This is a genomic window from Psychrobacter sp. Ps1 (assembly GCF_022129425.1).
Taxonomy (GTDB): domain Bacteria; phylum Pseudomonadota; class Gammaproteobacteria; order Pseudomonadales; family Moraxellaceae; genus Psychrobacter.
Map to the genome: position 1 here is coordinate 118,138 of NZ_JADQAN010000005.1, position 17,481 is coordinate 135,618.

Below are 17,481 nucleotides of genomic sequence, written 5' to 3' on the forward strand. Positions count from 1 at the left end.
ATATTTATAGGTCTTTAAGTAATTGATTTTTTGCTGTTCTAGATCTAGAGTTGTTATGGTCATCAAACCAATACTCATCAAGTAAGGGACCTATCTCTGTATTCACTACTTCTTCGAACCATTTGTCATAGTTAGAAATTTGCGTATTAACGGTAGGGGTAATATAGCTATGACCTATTTTAAACTGCGGCCCAAGACTTAAATCTACAGAAATATCTTCATTCAATTTCTCAACTCTCTTTTTAATATTTTCTAAGAATACTTCACTAATACCATTTCTACTGTGTACCCATTTTTTCCATTTATCATTGAGCGTAGGCTCAAGGTTAATAAAAGCAAAGCGACGACGCAGCGCAAAGTCTAATGAAGCTATAGAGTGATCAGCAAGATTCATTGTACCTATGACATATAGGTTTTCTGGTATAAAGACACGTTCATTACTATCTCTCTTATATGATAGCTCGAGCGCTTCACTTGGTATCCTCTTATCTGACTCAAGGAGCGTAAGCATTTCACCAAAAATTTTAGCAGGATTACCTCGGTTAATCTCTTCAATGATAATAACATGCTTTGCTTTGGGATCGTTTTTAGCATTTCTAATCATTTCCATAAAAGGACCATCAACCAAACCTAGCTCTTTATTACCTGTTGGGCGCCAACCACGGATAAAGTCCTCATAAGAAAGATTAGGATGGAACTGTACTGCTCGTACTTTACTCTCATCACGCTTACCTACTAATGCTAAACCTAGTCTTTTAGCTAACCAGGTCTTGCCTGTACCTGGAGGACCTTGCAAAATTATATTTTTTTTACTTTTTAACCGATCAAGCATATTATCGAGACTATCCTCACTTAAAAAACTTCCCTCATCTACAATATTTTTTACTAGGTACTCGTCCTTATCTTGTAAGGTACTTTTATACATTCTTTCATAAGGATATAAATAACCGCCGCAACCATCGATAAATTCAAGACAACCCTCATCTCTCAGTTCCTGCAGAACTCTTCTTATAGTACCTTCTGGATACTCCTTAAAGCTTTTTCTAAATTCCTGCAAAGAAAATCTATAACCAAGATGCTCATCTTTAATTCTGCTATTCTCATATATACTTTTTATTTCATTTACAAGACTTTTAATATCTTTGTCTTCAATTGAAGATTTAAGTTTATTGTTTATAACTACTTCAATTTTATCAGCAATAACTTTACTGACATAAAGTTTACTCGGTGTTATTTCAAGGTCTTTATCTTTACATAAGTCTTCAATTTTTGACTCTATTTCTTCTCTACTTTTAATAGGTATTTCGGAGAGTTCTTTAGTGTTATTTTCTTCAGATCCATTACTCATTACTTCATCCTTCTACATTCAAATAATTACGATGACATAGACTATATATTTATTAGGGGAATTACTGATCCTCTACGTATATTCACTACTCAAAATAAATGTCCTCAATGCGGCGTCAATCTTTATGTTGACCTTAGACATAGGGATACTGCTGCCTTCAAGGGCTTCAAAATACGCCTTTGCTTTGTCTTTATCTACGGAGTTTTTTAGCTCATCAAAACGTCCAAATTCATTGATACTTGCCTCAGTCACTGCACTATCTAAAAGCATTCGTAGCTTTGACTCATCTAGCCCCAAACTATATGCAAATTTATGAATATTATTGTTCTGATCTTTTACTTGATAGTCAACGATATAGTCTTTAAAGGTAGTACCTGCTTTAACCTTGATTTTGCCACGATGTACATCATTCAAAAATATCTTGGCATGTTTTTGCTCATCACTACTTAGCGTCGGAAAAGCTTTGTGTAGCTCGTTTAGCGCTTGATCTGCATCGCCTAGCTCAAGTGACTCGATATATTTATCAAAGCGCTCGTTTAGATATTCACTATCAATTCTATCAGTATTAATCTGGGTCAAATGTCCTGAGATATCAAAAGGTACATCACTTGAGCCGCCTGATGAGCCACCTTGAAACAGCTCTTTATAACGCATGGCTAGCACCAGATAGGTTTGTTCATCAAAGCTTAAGGTGACGCTATTGTCTTCAAAGTCATAGCTTAGCTTATCCCACGTAAAACCTTGAATATCTGCTGCTTCTAGATGGTCATTGAGTTTTTTAAATAGCTTGGAAAATTTAGCTTGGCTTGCCTCAGCACTCGGCAGGGCTTCAAATTTTGCTATACCAGCTGCACTAAACACTGCTTGTATCTCCGCAAAAACGCTATTCATTTTAGCTAAGTTACTCTCAAGTTTATCGGCAAACAGACCTATAGGCTTGTCGCCAGAATACAGTTTAATGGCCGCATTGATGTTACGTTCCATGGTATAAGGCTTGCGATAATAGCGAATCGTACCAAAAGGTTTTTCGTGTCCAAATAAGCGATTGGTACGTGAGAACGCTTGAATGATATTCTCGTAACGTATGAGCTTATCAATATATAAGGTGTTGACCCACTTAGAATCAAACCCAGTTAGCATCTGCTCGACGACGATTAGTATATCTAGTTGCTGATCTGGTTTACGCTCGACAAACTGATACGGCTCTTTATGCGACAAACGACTGGCTATATCTTTTTTAAATTTACTATGGCTTGCAATTTTAAAGTCTTTCTCAAATTGAGTATTATAGTCCGTGATAATCTCTGCCATACCTTTTTCTTTAAAGATTGAGGTCGCTTCATTGCCCTCATTGGCATCAAATAAAGCGCTAATTCTTAGGCTTAGCTCACGTGTTTCGATTTGTGCTTTTAGCAAACGATAGTAAGTGATCGCTTCAACAATGCTACTGGTAGCAAATATGGCATGAAATTTACCGCCACGGCTAAGCGTTGGGAAGTTATCTAAGATATCTTCGACAACCATATTTTGGTGCTCGGCTGTCAAATACTGCTCTTTTGGCAGATAATCCTCAATGCCTTTTGTATATGTGCCATCAGCCTGTGACTGCCCCGCCATAGCAACATCATTCATAAACTCATAATACTTTTCACGCTTTTTGTCATCTGCTAATGCTTCTGATTCTGTACTCGCTTTGGCTTGTTGTAACGCCACTGCGCAGCGCACCCCTTTATCTTTAAACGTTGCTACGCGGTACAGATCAAAGCCTAAGACGTTTTCGTCACGGATACCATCAGCAATACTGTATCGATGCAATTCATCACCAAAGATATCAGCGGTGGTGTTCATTTTTCGCTGGTTTTCATCATGAATAGGCGTGCCTGTAAAGCCAAAAAATATCGCATTGGGAAAAGTTTGCTTAATGATTTTGAGCATATCGCCAAAGGTTGAGCGATGCGCTTCATCGATGATAAATACTAAGCGCTTATCTTGCATAACACTCAGGTCATGAGTATTCATGCCACTACTATCTTCTTCGATGTTGCTCATTTTTTGGATTGAAGTGACAATTAAGGTATCTTTCGGGTCGCTGCTTTTTATTTTTCCGATCAGTGCATAGGTATCATCAGTATCTTGCACGCCCTCTTTATCATCAGCAAAGTTTTGATACTGTATGAATGACTGCGTACCCAGCTCAATACGATCCATCAAAAATATCACTTTATCAGCATCTTGTGAGCTGGCAATCAGTTGAGCTGACTTAAAGCTAGTCATAGTCTTGCCTGAGCCTGTGGTATGCCAGATATAGCCGCCAAGCTGGCTATTAGCATCTTGCCATTTGGTGGTAGACACCTTATCAGAAATGGCATTGGCAGCGTAATACTGGTAGCTACGCATGACCTTTAGTACACCATCTGCCTTATCCGCTACAGTATAAAAGCCGATCATTTGATGCGCCATAGGAATAGACAGCAAGGATGCAGCAATCTCTTTATAGCTGGTGTATGGCTCATTGTAGAAGTTCGCCCAGCTAAAATAATAATCATCGTTAAAGTTACCATCGGGATTGGCAAAATAAACCGACTCTTCAGGGTTCATCGCGACAAATATCTGCACAAGGGCAAACAGACCTGTAAAGATACCAGCTTCGGCATATTTTTCGATTTGAAGACACGCTTGACTGACGGACACACCGCTACGTTTAAGCTCGATATGAAAGACGGGCATGCCGTTGATGAGGAGCATGAGATCACCACGGCGGTCACGTAGGACAGGCGATTTGGTCGGGAACTGTGGCTGCTTGACGATTTGATAGCGGCTCTGCCCTGCGGCAATCTCATGGCGATCATATATCTTTAGGCTGATCTCTTTGCCAAGGTGCAAGGGATCATCTGGGTTGTCACGGGTGATGGCGACGGTCTTACCATTGATAAAGCCGTTAAGCTTGAGCGGTGTTTTTAAGGTGTTGATCTGCTCAATGAGCTGCTGCATCTCGCTATCCGTCAGCGGTACGTTATTAAGGCGATCGATACCGCGATTGTTTTCAAATAAGATACGCGCCCAGTTATCGATCAGGTCTTGCTCTGTTGGGTGATTGATGACTTTATCTTCCCAGCCTTTTTGCTGCAAGATATGGATAAGCGCGTCTTCAAATTTAGCTTCGGATGCAAATGTCATGTGCGAGCCTTAATTGATTAGGTTATACAAACATTTTCGCCAATAAGGCTTTTTTAAGATTCTCTAAGGTTTTGAGTTGCTTGGCTTGTAAGCTTATTGTGTCGTCAAGTTTTTTAAAGAGTTGTCCGATAGCGGTTTGTTCTTCTCTTGAATTAGGTAGTACAATGTTAAACTTCTCAACGTCACCTTTTGAAACTGAAGGGATATTAGCAGCCTGCTGAAAATTAGTGAACAAGTATTGATTTTCTTTGATAAAGTAATATAAAAAATCGATTGAGATTTCTTTCGTATCTATACTTACTGAATAACAGCTATTACCTGCCCAGTATTTTCTTCTTACGATATTTACAAACCCAGCATTAGCCCCTCTAGCACTTATAACTATTTTGTTAGCTTCATTATTAAAATCGTCATAAAGCCCTGTATATGAGATACCACCATTATATACAGGGTATGCACCATTTGGACTTTGCTTAGACTTTATTACAAACTCACCAATAGTAGTATCAGAAATTTCTCCTAATTTTACTTCTGTCCAATCCCCACTAAACCCTGTTAAACGAATCTCAGGCTGCACCTGTCCTTTTTTGGGAAACATTTTACCCAGTAGTGATTTTTTAAGCGTTTGCGTTTGCTCATGCTTGCGGCGCTGTAGGGAAATGGTTTGGTCAATATTTTGAAAAAGGTTACCGATGGCGGTTTGTTCGTTGCTTTCAGGTAAATAAAAGCTCATTGATTTAAACATACCACCAGTGATTTGATTGATTGTCGCACCTAAGTTTTTACTGACTTCATCATCAAATTCTTGAGTATCAAGCAAAGTGTTAAAAAATGAGGGAACGGGTGCTCTAATACCTGTCATAAAAGCACCTATGACAGTATTCGTCATAGGCTTTGTAATCATGGCATGTTTGCCAATAAGGTTTCTAGAACCGTTTCTAACAACTACGATAATATCGCCAACTTCTACGTTTTGAGAGTTTACGACTTCAGAATTTACGTAAACGTTGTCACCTAATGTGATAGCCCCTTTTTGTACGTTGGATGAGCGAAGTACTAAAGTACCCAATTTATCAACCACATCACTTGGTGTATAGGTTAGCCCTGAAAAGAAAATCACTTCATCTACTAGCTTTTTTTGTACCCAATCCTCACTAAAACCTGTAAGGCGAATTTGCGGTGTTTGTTGTTTACTTATCATTGAGGCGCTCCGATAACTGCTTAATCTCTTTATCAAAATCAGAGTCTATTTTTTGGGCTTTATTAAACTCAGCATACTCGTCCCGCGCCTTTGCTTTGGCTTGTTCGGCTGACACTGTGCCATAGCCGTCAAGCACTTGATACTCGTTAAAGCTCAAAAAACGATTGACGCTGTCTGCCAGCTTTTCCATCGTAAATTGCTCTTTGTCACCACGCTCGATCAGGCTCTCTATATAGTCAAAGTAACTGGTTACTGCTCGCTCCAACTGACGGATTTGTTTTTCTGTCAGATAATTCTTTGCCGTAAATGTATCGCTTAGTAGCACTCGACCGTCAGGGCAAGACTTCCATGTCGTCAGCCCCATGTTTTCAGCCGTTTTGTCAGCACTGGTGTAGACAATCTCAGCAGCTGTCTGCCCTGTAATAGCGTAGTGGAATTTGTTTTGTACATGAGCATAAAACTGACGGGTGATAGATGAGTTTTTATCATAGTCAATACTACACTCTCTAAAGATATCGGTAACTTGCTGCCATACCCTACGTTCGCTGGCACGAATTGAGCGTACGCGTTCCAACAGCTCACGAAAATAATCTTGACCAAAAACCATCTTACCTTGCTTTAGGCGCTCATCATCTAACACAAAGCCTTTTTTTATAAACTCTTTTAAAATCTGAGTCGCCCAAATACGAAACTGCGTGGCTTGAGCTGAATTGACTCGATAACCAACGGAGATAATGGCATCAAGATTATAGTGCAAAGTGTTGTACTGCTTACCATCACGGGCAGTTATTAGAAATTTTCTAATAACTGAATTTTGATCTAACTCATTACTTTCAAAAATACTTTTTAAATGATAGTTAATGGTGGCCGTCGTCACATCAAACAGCGTCGCAAGCTCCTTCTGAGATAGCCACAGCGTTTCGTCTTCAAGATAAACATTGACGTCAACATTGCCACTAGCAGTGGTATACAGCAAAAACTTAGTGTCCATGATTATTCTCTTAGTTTAAAAAGTGCAATACTACTTTTTAATATTATTCGATATAGGTAAATAAAGCGCTTTATTTACCCATGTTTTAATAATGCAGGTAAATTCTATTGTTTTTTACCTATATATGAGCATCTAGCACTTTATCCCTTTAGCAAGGTCTGTAGCGCTTTTAATCCTGCCATATCAAATGTATCACCCGTTAGCTGATCGATCATATTTGCTAGATTGTCTTCAGCTGCTGCTAACTGCTTTGTGGTCTCTATATAAGTATCCGCGTACTTATCTGCCAGCGCTTGCGTTTGTCGCGTTAAATCACTGACCACATCGTCTGCCAACTGCATCATGGCTTCATAAAGCGGTACGATCCACTTATGGTTGAGTAAGTCATTGACCGTGGCATCATCTAGCGCCTCGATCGTCTCTTTAGTCTTTTGATGCAAAGCTTCTGTGTCTTCTTTAATCTCCGATTTTAGTGTTTTTTCTTCCTCTAATAAGTCACTGATTTGTACCAACGTTGCCTCGTCACTGTCTTCTACAAACTCATGCGTGGCTTGCAAGGTCTTAATATAAGCCTTGACCTTGGTTTTGCTATAATCACCGCCTTTGTTCGCCTCGATATTACCCCAGTTCACGTTAAGCTCAGACGCCACATAATCAAGCTTGGCTGGCTTTTTAGGACTACTCTCCAAAAAGTCTAGATAATCATTTAACGCTGTAATCTCAGGAGTTTCAATATCTGCATAAGCAGTATCAAGCGCTTTATTGACGTCACTGACTGAAAAGCTACTACCGCTGTCATTGAGTAGATTCTCTTTTTGCTCTTCATCCAACTCATTCATTAGCGCATCAAGCTCACCACTCACCACACTCAAGCGACTTTCTTTATCTTGTAACTGCTGCAACTCATCAGCGAGTAGATGCTGTTGTACCAGATCAAACGGTAAAATATGTCCAACCCAGCCTTCTTGCACCTCTTCTTCCTTCCCTTTTACCTTTTTTGTCACCATATTTGGCATAACTTTCTTGGTAGCAGAGAATCCTTCAGTCTGAATGATTTCAAGATCTATCATGGTGGATTGCCAGAGATCATCAAGTGACTGATAAGCAGTGTACTTATCAATTAGTCCAAACCCTTGTAAGCGCATGAAGATATCATTTGCCAGTAAGTTTTCTTGTTTAGAGATTTTAAGCGTAGTGGCATGATCGATCAGTTGCTGATATAGATAATTAGAAAAATCCGAAAAGGATGCTCGATAGTGCTCAAAGAATGCCTTAACATCTTGGTTTTGATAAATGCGCTGTTCGATGTCCGTGGTTGTCAATTGATAGTAAGGCATATCCTTTATTTGCGTAAACAAAGTCTCTCTTAAGCTAGGATAGGTTTGCCAGTAGCGTTGCAGATGATCAATTTCATGCTGAGGAATACCGCCAAACATGGTGGCGTATATGTCCCAAGTTTGTGCATCGTCCGATGAGTCAACATAACGCGGTATGTTGAGATTATAGTTTTGTCCTCGTATGTCTTTTTGACTGACGACACGTGCGTACTTATCAATATTCTCACGATTAATGACCGCATCAGTAATTTTTTTGATGTCTGATGCGCGTAGCTGGTTATCTTTGCCAACTTTAATAAAGCCTTTCGATGCATCAACGATCAAGACATCTGTATTAGAGCGTTTTTGTTTGAGCACTAGGATGATGGTTGGAATGCCTGTACCAAAAAAGATATTGGCAGGCAGTCCGATAATGGCATCAATATGATTGTGCTCAATCAGGTTTTTGCGAATAGTCTCTTCATCACCACCACGGAACAGTACACCATGAGGTAGTACAATGGTCATGATGCCGTCAGGCTTTAAGTGATACAAGTCATGTAATAAAAAAGCAAAATCTGCTTTGCCCTTTGGCGCAAGGCCGAAGCGAGCATAGCGTGGATCGGACTCTTTATTTTTGGGTTGCCACTCTTGTGAGTAAGGCGGATTAGACACTACAGCATCGACATATAACGGCTGGTAGCTGTTAACAGGATCAGACTCATCAAAGTATGGCCAGTCATCTTCTAGCGTATCGGCGTTACGAGTGACGATATTGGCAGGTAACACGCCGCGCATGATAAGGTTCATACGAGTGAGGTTATAGGTATTTTGCTTCAGCTCTTGGGCGTAGTATTTGATATTATTTTCATCATCAATATGACGTGATACTGATTGGCCAATATTGATGAGTAACGAGCCTGAGCCACTGGTCGGGTCATAAATTTCGATCTTCTCACGATCTTTTAGGTGGTATGCCATAATCTCAGACATGAGTAGCGACACTTCATGTGGCGTATAAAACTCCCCTGCCTTTTTGCCTGCATTAGCAGCAAACATTCCTAGCAAATACTCATAGATGAAGCCCAGCACATCGTAATCTTGCTTACCTTCCATCGGGATATCTTTGATCAAATAGATCAGGCTACTGGCGGCATTACTCTGTGAGTTGGCGTTCTCACCAAGCTTACTCAATCCAGTCTGTAGCGTGTCAAAGATACCTTCAAATACCTTTTTATGCTTGATGTTTCGTGAAAACGCTGACAAAGCGTCACGCACATCAGATATATCAAAATCACTCCCCTTATTAATCCATGTCGAAAACAGATGAGGATAAGCGATAAAGTAACCGATACCGTTTTTGATAAACTCTACTGTCTCAGTATCTTCTTCGGTCAAGTCAGCAATGTCTCTATCGCTAAACTCATTCGCTTTTAAAAACTGCTCCTCTTTATCTGATAAAAACTTGTAGAATACGAAGCCGATGATGTAGTCTTTATATTCATTGGCTTCAATCTTAGAGCGCATCTTATTGGCAGATTGCCATATTTTTTTAGCGAGCTGTTGCTTATTCATAAGGCGATTCAATCTATGTCATTGAGTAAATAATATAACGTAAGATTGTATCGGTTAGCGCACTACAAGGCAAAGCCTTATTAGGTGCTTAAAAAAGTGTGCGAGCTTAACTAACCTGCTTTTTTAGATATAGATAATTGCTCATAAGCTGGTTTCTCTAGTAGCTCAACGTGTATCTGATTGGCTATTAGATCTAATGCTGGCTGCTTAATTTTATTGAAATAAGGGACTTCGCTAGATTCTAATTCAAAGGACTTAACTCGATTATTCATCAGGTTTAAATAACCCCTATAATTAGTCAACAACGTAGCGTACTTTTTATGGCTGTCCTCGATCAAAGTTTGTGAAAGCTGGTACTGACCGAGTCTATGCGAAAGAATATGTTCTAAATGCATACCTACTGGCAAAACTTCCATTATCTGCTGCACGAATTTAAGTATTAAGCCAAGATGTTGCTTGTCTTTGATTTTTTCAGACTCTACTAGGTTTAGTAAATTTAAAATAAAAAACGACATATGGTTTTTTAGCTGCATCGAGTCTGCAAGAACCGAATTGGCGAGCGACTTGATCACTTCAATATCTTCATTGGATTGTAAGATTAACTTAAGATTCTGTACAACTGATAAATATTCGCTTACTTTATCTGTATAAAATAATATATTTTGCTCATTTACTGTTTGCGATACTTGTAAAACTGAATTCCTTACGACCTCTATTTTCTTACTGAGTATCTGCGTTTGTATTACAGTTGCCATCATAATTGAAGCAGTCGAGATGGCTTGTGCAGCAACGATTGTACCTTGTAAACTTGACTGCATTGAACCAAGGCTCTTGACAAAAGTCTCTGAAGTCAATGCCTGTACCTTTTTGAGAGGCACATGCTGAATAATGCCTGTTGACTCTAGCCCTTTTTTCCAATAAGCAACACCATCCCTAAAAATGACTTGGTTATTTTTTAGTGCTTTGATTAAAACTTCACTAAAACGAGCTTCATCAAACGCAAAAATTTCCGTTTCCATAGTTATCCCTAAAATTCATCAAAGCTAGCACTATTATTAGTATATTTTGTACGCATCATAGCAACGATACAGACAGCTGGTACAGTAACTCGATATGCAGGTGAGGAGAAATCTTTTACGGTAAGAGGTAATGTAGCAGCAGTTACGAAAGGATTAACCTTAGCTAGTTTAGGCAACATTTTGATACCCGCAAAAATGGCACTCGCTCCAGCTGCCGCACTAGTATTGCCGCTAAATCCAGCACCGTTCTTAACAGTATTCCAAGGGTCAGATTTGAGAGATGTCAAACCAAGTAGACCTTTTTTACCTAAAGTTTGATAAATAAGACCAATATCATCTAATGTCGTTATACGACCAAATAAACTTCTTAGTACTTTTTCTTCTACCTGTGCTACTGAGGTAGTACCTTTATGGAAGTCTGCTTTGATTTTTTTGGCAACATCATGTAGTACTTCTTCATACAGCACACCCTTACGGCGAGTAAGGTTTGCTATAGTATCCCCACCAAACAGTTGCAATTCAGCTGCAATAGCTTTCCAGCTATTCTGGTAGGCCTCTGCTTCACTCGTTTTGTACATACTAATATTCTGAGTAAGTGTCTTATTAAGCTGTCCAGTCCACTGCTGGGTACCACTGTGATCTTTAATTAGTGCTTCCGCGAGTAACTTTAAATCTTGCCAGTCCGCATGTTGCAAAAAAGCTAAGTCTTTATCTTCACGAAATTTTGATTCTACTGCCATAATCAGATCGCCAATTTAGGTTAGTGGATAAATTAGAGTATTATAGCCTATAAAATTTCAGTAATTGTTGAATAAAATACTGGTTAGCGGTTTAGAAATATCATGTAGCTGTCGTAGCTTGATGCTTTTTTAGATTCCTTACAAGGTAATAGTGAGTAGCGTTAATCTTAAAAACCAGAATATAGAAAAAACCAAAAAGCGTTTTTTAGTGATAATATATATTTGAAGATAAATTGCTACTTAGTAATATTTTGATACAATTAATATTGAGATAAATCCTATCACCTGCCTTGCATCCAATATTTTGTACATGTTGGTCTAATAGTTGGTCTATAAACATAATAAAAATAAATAATATTATATTTATCAATAACTTAAGCATATAGTTTGACTTCCTCCTTCACCGCCAATCTTATTTTGCGTAAGCAAAACCTCAGTTTTCCTGTCTTGTTCTACCTTTCTCTAAATATTATTTATACTTTCTAATAGTAAGACTTTCAGTCTATACTCATCCTCTACTGCTGTCTGAAAAATTTCTGTTTAGCATTAATTCCGTGTGTTGTATGAATCTAATAAATAAATATATATCTAATAGCACATTGATTGACCAAGCTAAAAAACTCGTATCATGGACTGAGAGTGACTCATAAAATGATTCGATATTCTATTACGATTCGTTTTATTATCAGCTTAATTTTATCCCTAGACCCTTATACGAAAAGGCTTTGAGTTTTTCTGTGGCGCTCAATCTAGTTTTATATCAATGCTAGTCAATATTGCTATTCCGTACAACAATGTAATAACAGTAGGGTCACTGATACTCGGCAGATGCCATTGTCAAAAAATTGGATTATAGTAGATATCGGTAGTATTTATTTAAATAAACTAAAGGATACAATAATGAAAACACTAGGAATGTGTATCGTAGCAGGACTCGGATTGAGTGCTTGTGCTACTGGCATGGTCGGCATGGCAACAGGTAATACCAATCAAAATAACAACTCTGATAAAGTGATCACTCAATACCCAGTTGAGACTGCCTTACTCAATATCTATACCAAACAACGTAGTGAAAAACTGGTCGCTACTGTCGGCGGACAAAGCGTAGCCGCAGATATTCAAATCACCCCTAAAGGCAGCATGCGCTTTAATAATAAGATGGTACAAGGCGCAGAAGTCAGCACAATCAACACAGTGAATCAGCAGATTACGGATCAGTCCGTCGCTATCAATTACTTTACGCTAAACCCATTGGTGTTCCATGGTTTTACGGATAGTACGGGTGAGTATTCAATCGCTAACCAAACGACAAGTATCCCTAAGATAGCTACGGTGGGCGACTCAAATCAGCTCATCACTGAAAACGTATATGCTGACAGCAGTATGGGTCAGAAAACCGCCACCTATAAGCAGGACTGGTCCCTCACACAAGATACAAATAACACGGCGTGGCTCTGTATAGAAACCTCAGGCAATCTACTTTTGACTTCTGATGCTGCAGGTACTTCGTCAGAATGCTATAAAATCAGTGCCAAAGGCGATGTTTTGAGTAGTAAAGTCACACTCACTCAGCCCAGTAAAAATGGCACATCCAAATCAATGACGCTTATCAGTCAGTAGTGTCCACCTAACTAGTAACGCTCAATAATGTTATATAAAAACAAAAAAAATAGCGCCTAGTTAAGGCACTATTTTGAGATGCTAGGATTGTATTTTTACGAGCGACGGTCATGGTTATTTTTGTCGTGGCTGTTTTTGTCGTGGCTGTTTTTAGCATGGACATTTTTGGCTGTTGCTTTGTGTTTAGCAGCCACTACGTTTGCTTTTTGATGTGACTTTGCTGCCTTAGCTTTGGCATGCTTATAGTTATTACTCGCTTTACTGCTGCTGTGTTTTTGTTGCTGTACTTGAGCTGTATGATGCTTATCAAAATTAGGCGCGGCATTGGCCTGACCAACCATCGACAAACAAGCAGTAACGGCTAGAATCGAGCTAACTAGTATCTTTTTCATCATTTTATTCCTTTGAATTCATATTTAGAGTCGTTATAGATAATTCACTTAGTGTTAAATAAATTATCGTGATAAAGCTTTACTCTATCGACAAAGAGAATGATAAATGATTCTAGTATTAAGTAGATTTATGAAACTTGAAGAAAGGTTGCGATTGTTACGAGGGCATGCGCAATCAAAGGCATGTTAGGTATTGGCGTAATGTTTGGTTAAATGACAGCGTATTTAGGCTTTATCGGTAAGCATCGTAAACAAGATATTTATAAAAACGCGAATGACTAGCTGATTGATAAAGAGTGCAAATACGGAAACGGTTAAGCCAAATTTCCTGATATCAATATTTTTGGTATTCGAAAAACCTAACTCATTAGGAGTTAATGGCTAATGTTTAAAACGAGCGTAGCAATACTCCATACTGCTATGCTCTAAATGTGCTAAACAGATGTTTTCTGCAAAATATAAACCACAAACTTCGCCTCTGTGCTAAATGCTTCTTTTTCTACTGCTGCCAGTAGTGCTTGCCTTTTTTCGCTGCGGGCACGGTACGCATAAGGTGTCATCGTCATCAAATCAGCCAAATCCTCTGCGGATAACGTCAGCTCTGTACTGACACGGCAGGTCTCAACCAACGTAAAATATGGTGCCAATTCTTGTAAAAATTTATCAGAATCATGCTCACGTACATCATCAAATAGCGCATCACGCATCGTTGCCAAATGCCCGATATCAGGTTTGGCAATAATTAAATAGCCACTATCCATCAATACATTATCAAACGCCTCGGGCAAAATAGGGCTAAAAATACTGCTAATGCCCGTCATACTGTGCGGGCGTAATGGTAAATGTGCAGCACTGGTCACTAATGGGTAGACCGCTGTCGTCGTGGCAGTATCTTCTTTGCGCGGCTGATACCATAGACGACCTATCGCCTTGCTTACTTTAGCCAACTCAACCACTGCAGGCTTACTGATGTCAGCGGCTATCAGCGTGTCTATAACATCCGATCCCATTTGTGCCATTGCCTGCGTGTAGTAGCCTTCTCCGCAGCCAATATCAAGCCAATTGACTGACTTGTTATCTTGCTTATCTATTAGCTCATCGTTAGACAGCAACTCTGTCATTTTTTGACTAATTAGGTTTTGGAGTGGTGCGTAGTGACCATGATTTAAAAACCGCTTACGTGCATCGATAGATTCTTGGCTATCACCAGGTGCTTTGGACTTTTTCTGTTGTACTGGCAGCAGGTTAACATAGCCTTGACGCGCCACATCAAAGGGATGTGAAGTTTGCTTAGGGTGCAAACTACCATCACAGCGCCAAGTATCTGCGGCGGGTTGTAGCGGTGACTGACAAAGTGGACAAATAAATAACGACACGGGCATCTCAAAGTGATAGCAGTATGCTTGGTATTTTAACAAAATTCATGGGTCCTGAGCGACAAAAAGCCGCCTCAATCACGATTGAAACGGCTTTTTGGAGTTTTGCAAATATCTATATAGATATTTGGCGGTTATAGCTTAACGCAGTTTTAGCGTCATTAGCCCAAGGATGACAAGAATAATGGCAATAATCCAAAATCTAGCTACCACTTGCGTTTCTTTCCAGCCAATTTCCTCAAAATGATGATGCAGCGGTGCCATACGGAAGACGCGTTTTTTGCGCAGTTTGTACGAGCCAACCTGCAACATAACTGATAGCGCTTCTGCGACAAACAAACCACCCATAATCGCAAAGGCAATCTCTTGGCGGGTCATAACGGCGATAGTACCTAGCATCGCGCCCAGTGCTAGTGCGCCAACATCACCCATAAATACTTGTGCTGGATGTGCGTTGAACCATAGGAAACCAAGACCTGCTCCGACCATTGAGCCACAAACGATGATGACCTCAGAGTTATAAGGAATATAAGGCACATGCAAGTAATCAGCAAAGCGTACATCGCCTGATACATAGGCCATCGCGCCCAAACCTGCAGCGACGAGAACGACTGGCAAAATCGCCAAACCATCCAAACCATCGGTTAGATTGACTGCGTTAGAAGCACCGTTAATCACAAAGTAAGTAAAGATGATAAAGCCAATACCAAATGGCACCGCTGAAAATGGAATCATCCAGTCCTTGAATACTGGCAATAGCAGATCCTGCATCTCACGCGTGGTGTTGATATCGGGTTGTAATGTGGCGATATAGTACAAAGACACACCGACAAACAGTGCGCCCATAGACAGCCAAAAATACTTTTTGCGAGCGATTAAGCCTTTTGGATCTTTGTACTTAATTTTCAGCCAATCATCTGCCCAACCTACGGCACCGAAGATAACCATAACCACGAGCAAAATCCAAACATAAGGATTGTTTAGTCGTGCCCACAGTAGCGTCGATATGCCAATCGCACTGAGGATCAATACCCCGCCCATGGTTGGTGTACCAGTCTTTGCCAAATGCGATTGAGGCCCATCATTACGAATGGCCTGACCATATTTGAGCGAACGCAAGTGCCGAATGACACGGCCACCAAACATCATGCTAAATACAAGGGCGGTAACAACGGCAAGCAATGCTCGTAGCGTCAACGAAGAAACCGCAGAAAACGGCGTATAATACTGGCCAAGCCAGCCGAACAACCAAACTAACACCGCCTACTCCTCTACTAGCGCATGAATAAGTGTTTCCATTCCCATGGAACGAGAGCCTTTGAACAACACAGTACAAGGCTTAGCTTGTTGCGCTTGCAAATATGGCTGTAAATACTGTAATAAACTGTCTTTGTCGGTGAAAGCATGCGCACTGATATCAGAGACCTCTTGCGCACCCGCAACGGTATAAGGGGCATATTCGCCAACACAAAGCAGCACGTTAATACCTGTGGTCGCAATAGTACGTCCCAAGCTTTGATGCTCACTGATGGCCGCCTCGCCTAACTCACCGATATCGCCCAGTACCATAACTTGCGTACCGGTTTGCGCGGCCAATACTTTGGCGGCGGCACGTACCGAATGAGGATTGGCATTATAAGTATCATCAATGAGACGATGCATACCAAGTATCTGGCTATTTAGACGACCTTTAGCAGGACGTGCGTTTTCGAGTCCAATCACAATGTCACTTACTTCAATATTTAGCGCATGCGCACAGGCAGCAGCAGCCAAGGCATTATTGACATTGTGCTCACCTGCCAATGGCAAGTTGATATCATGGATTTGGTTACCGATATGTAGCTTAAACTCACTACGTTCAGGCTCTACATCTAGATGGCTTGCGCTGACATCCGTATTACCAAAGCCAATCACATGCGAGGTGTGCTTTTCAGCGATACGACGCAACTGATTGGTAAAATCATCCTTATCAGGAACAATCGCACACTGCGCGTCCGTCAACGTATGGTAAATCTCTGCTTTGGTTTGGCAGATGCCTTCACGGCTACCAAACTCACCCAAATGCGCTGTACCGATGTTTAAAATACAGGCCACATCAGGCTGAACGATTTCAGTCGTATAAGCAATCTCGCCAATATGGTTTGCGCCCAACTCCAAAATAGCGTAACGATGATGGTCTGATAGCTCAAGCAACATCATTGGCACACCCAAATCGTTATTGAGGTTACCACGAGTGATCAAGGTCGGTGCCAATCTACCAAAGATACTACCTAGCATTTCTTTGCAAGTGGTCTTGCCGCTAGAGCCCGTAATAGCAATCACGGTTAAATCTGGATGCTGCTGACGACGATACGCTGCCAATTGACCTAGCGCCAAACGGGTATCGCTGACCACCAATTGCGGAATAGCATTTGGGCCGGAAAACGAAATAGGACGCGAGACGACAGCGGCAACTGCGCCTTTTGATATTGCTGTCTCGATATAATCGTGACCATCAAAATTATCGCCGCTTAGCGCCAAAAATATATCGCCTGGCTTTATCGTGCGGGTATCGGTGGCTATACGTTTACTGGATAAAGCCGTCTGCTCTGCTGCATGGCCTTGTGGTAGTTGCCACTGCCCATCGAGCGACGTGGTCGCTGCGAGCAGATTGTCCATTTGCCAGACATAGAGCCCTTGCGACTGGGCAGTATTATCGGTGTCGGCTGTCATAATGATTACCTTAT

Annotated in this window: 12 protein-coding genes; 1 reads left to right on the forward strand and 11 read right to left on the reverse strand. The window is 40.4% G+C overall.

Translation table 11 applies throughout. The features are described 5' to 3' along the window. Window positions 1-4 precede the first annotated feature (4 nt). The 7 genes from I3249_RS03860 to I3249_RS03890 form a co-directional block, all read right to left on the reverse strand. Window positions 5-1,348, reverse strand: a complete 1,344-nt coding sequence (locus tag I3249_RS03860) for an AAA family ATPase (protein WP_238068683.1) — start codon at window positions 1,346-1,348, stop codon at window positions 5-7. A 72-nt stretch (window positions 1,349-1,420) separates the two neighbouring features. Continuing rightward, window positions 1,421-4,525 carry an HsdR family type I site-specific deoxyribonuclease gene (locus tag I3249_RS03865; RefSeq protein WP_238068685.1) on the reverse strand — a complete coding sequence of 1,035 codons (3,105 nt, stop codon included), beginning with the start codon at window positions 4,523-4,525 and terminating at the stop codon, window positions 1,421-1,423. 22 nt (window positions 4,526-4,547) lie between these two features. Continuing rightward, entirely contained in the window at window positions 4,548-5,726 is a 1,179-nt protein-coding gene (locus I3249_RS03870; RefSeq protein WP_238068688.1) for a restriction endonuclease subunit S, read from the reverse strand. Beyond that, on the reverse strand, window positions 5,716-6,717 hold the full coding sequence (locus I3249_RS03875; protein ID WP_238068690.1) for a virulence RhuM family protein: 1,002 nt from the start codon (window positions 6,715-6,717) through the stop codon (window positions 5,716-5,718). Before I3249_RS03875 ends, I3249_RS03870 begins: the two co-directional genes overlap by 11 nt. A 140-nt stretch (window positions 6,718-6,857) precedes the next feature. Then, window positions 6,858-9,608 (reverse strand): type I restriction-modification system subunit M, encoded by a 2,751-nt coding sequence (locus tag I3249_RS03880; protein ID WP_238068693.1) that lies wholly within the window; start codon window positions 9,606-9,608, stop codon window positions 6,858-6,860. 110 nt (window positions 9,609-9,718) lie between these two features. Further along, window positions 9,719-10,627 carry a hypothetical protein gene (locus I3249_RS03885; RefSeq protein WP_238068694.1) on the reverse strand — a complete coding sequence of 303 codons (909 nt, stop codon included), beginning with the start codon at window positions 10,625-10,627 and terminating at the stop codon, window positions 9,719-9,721. Between the two features lie 8 nt (window positions 10,628-10,635). Then, on the reverse strand, window positions 10,636-11,367 hold the full coding sequence (locus I3249_RS03890) for a DUF3944 domain-containing protein (RefSeq protein ID WP_238068696.1): 732 nt from the start codon (window positions 11,365-11,367) through the stop codon (window positions 10,636-10,638). A gap of 900 nt (window positions 11,368-12,267) precedes the next feature. Here I3249_RS03890 and I3249_RS03895 point away from each other — a divergent pair. Then, window positions 12,268-12,987, forward strand: coding sequence for a hypothetical protein (locus I3249_RS03895; RefSeq protein ID WP_238068698.1), 720 nt, complete (start codon window positions 12,268-12,270; stop codon window positions 12,985-12,987). Window positions 12,988-13,082: 95 nt separating this feature from the next. Here I3249_RS03895 and I3249_RS03900 read toward each other — a convergent pair whose 3' ends face one another. The 4 genes from I3249_RS03900 to murF form a co-directional block, all read right to left on the reverse strand. Then, complete coding sequence (locus tag I3249_RS03900) at window positions 13,083-13,379, reverse strand: hypothetical protein (protein WP_238068699.1); 297 nt, start codon at window positions 13,377-13,379, stop codon at window positions 13,083-13,085. Between the two features lie 434 nt (window positions 13,380-13,813). Further along, window positions 13,814-14,761 (reverse strand): putative RNA methyltransferase, encoded by a 948-nt coding sequence (locus I3249_RS03905; protein ID WP_238068750.1) that lies wholly within the window; start codon window positions 14,759-14,761, stop codon window positions 13,814-13,816. Window positions 14,762-14,896: 135 nt separating this feature from the next. Further along, entirely contained in the window at window positions 14,897-16,015 is a 1,119-nt protein-coding gene (mraY, locus tag I3249_RS03910; protein WP_101205970.1) for a phospho-N-acetylmuramoyl-pentapeptide-transferase, read from the reverse strand. Window positions 16,016-16,018: 3 nt separating this feature from the next. Then, a complete protein-coding gene (murF, locus tag I3249_RS03915; RefSeq protein WP_238068700.1) occupies window positions 16,019-17,467 on the reverse strand; it encodes a UDP-N-acetylmuramoyl-tripeptide--D-alanyl-D-alanine ligase in 1,449 nt (482 codons plus the stop codon). Window positions 17,468-17,481: the final 14 nt, after the last annotated feature.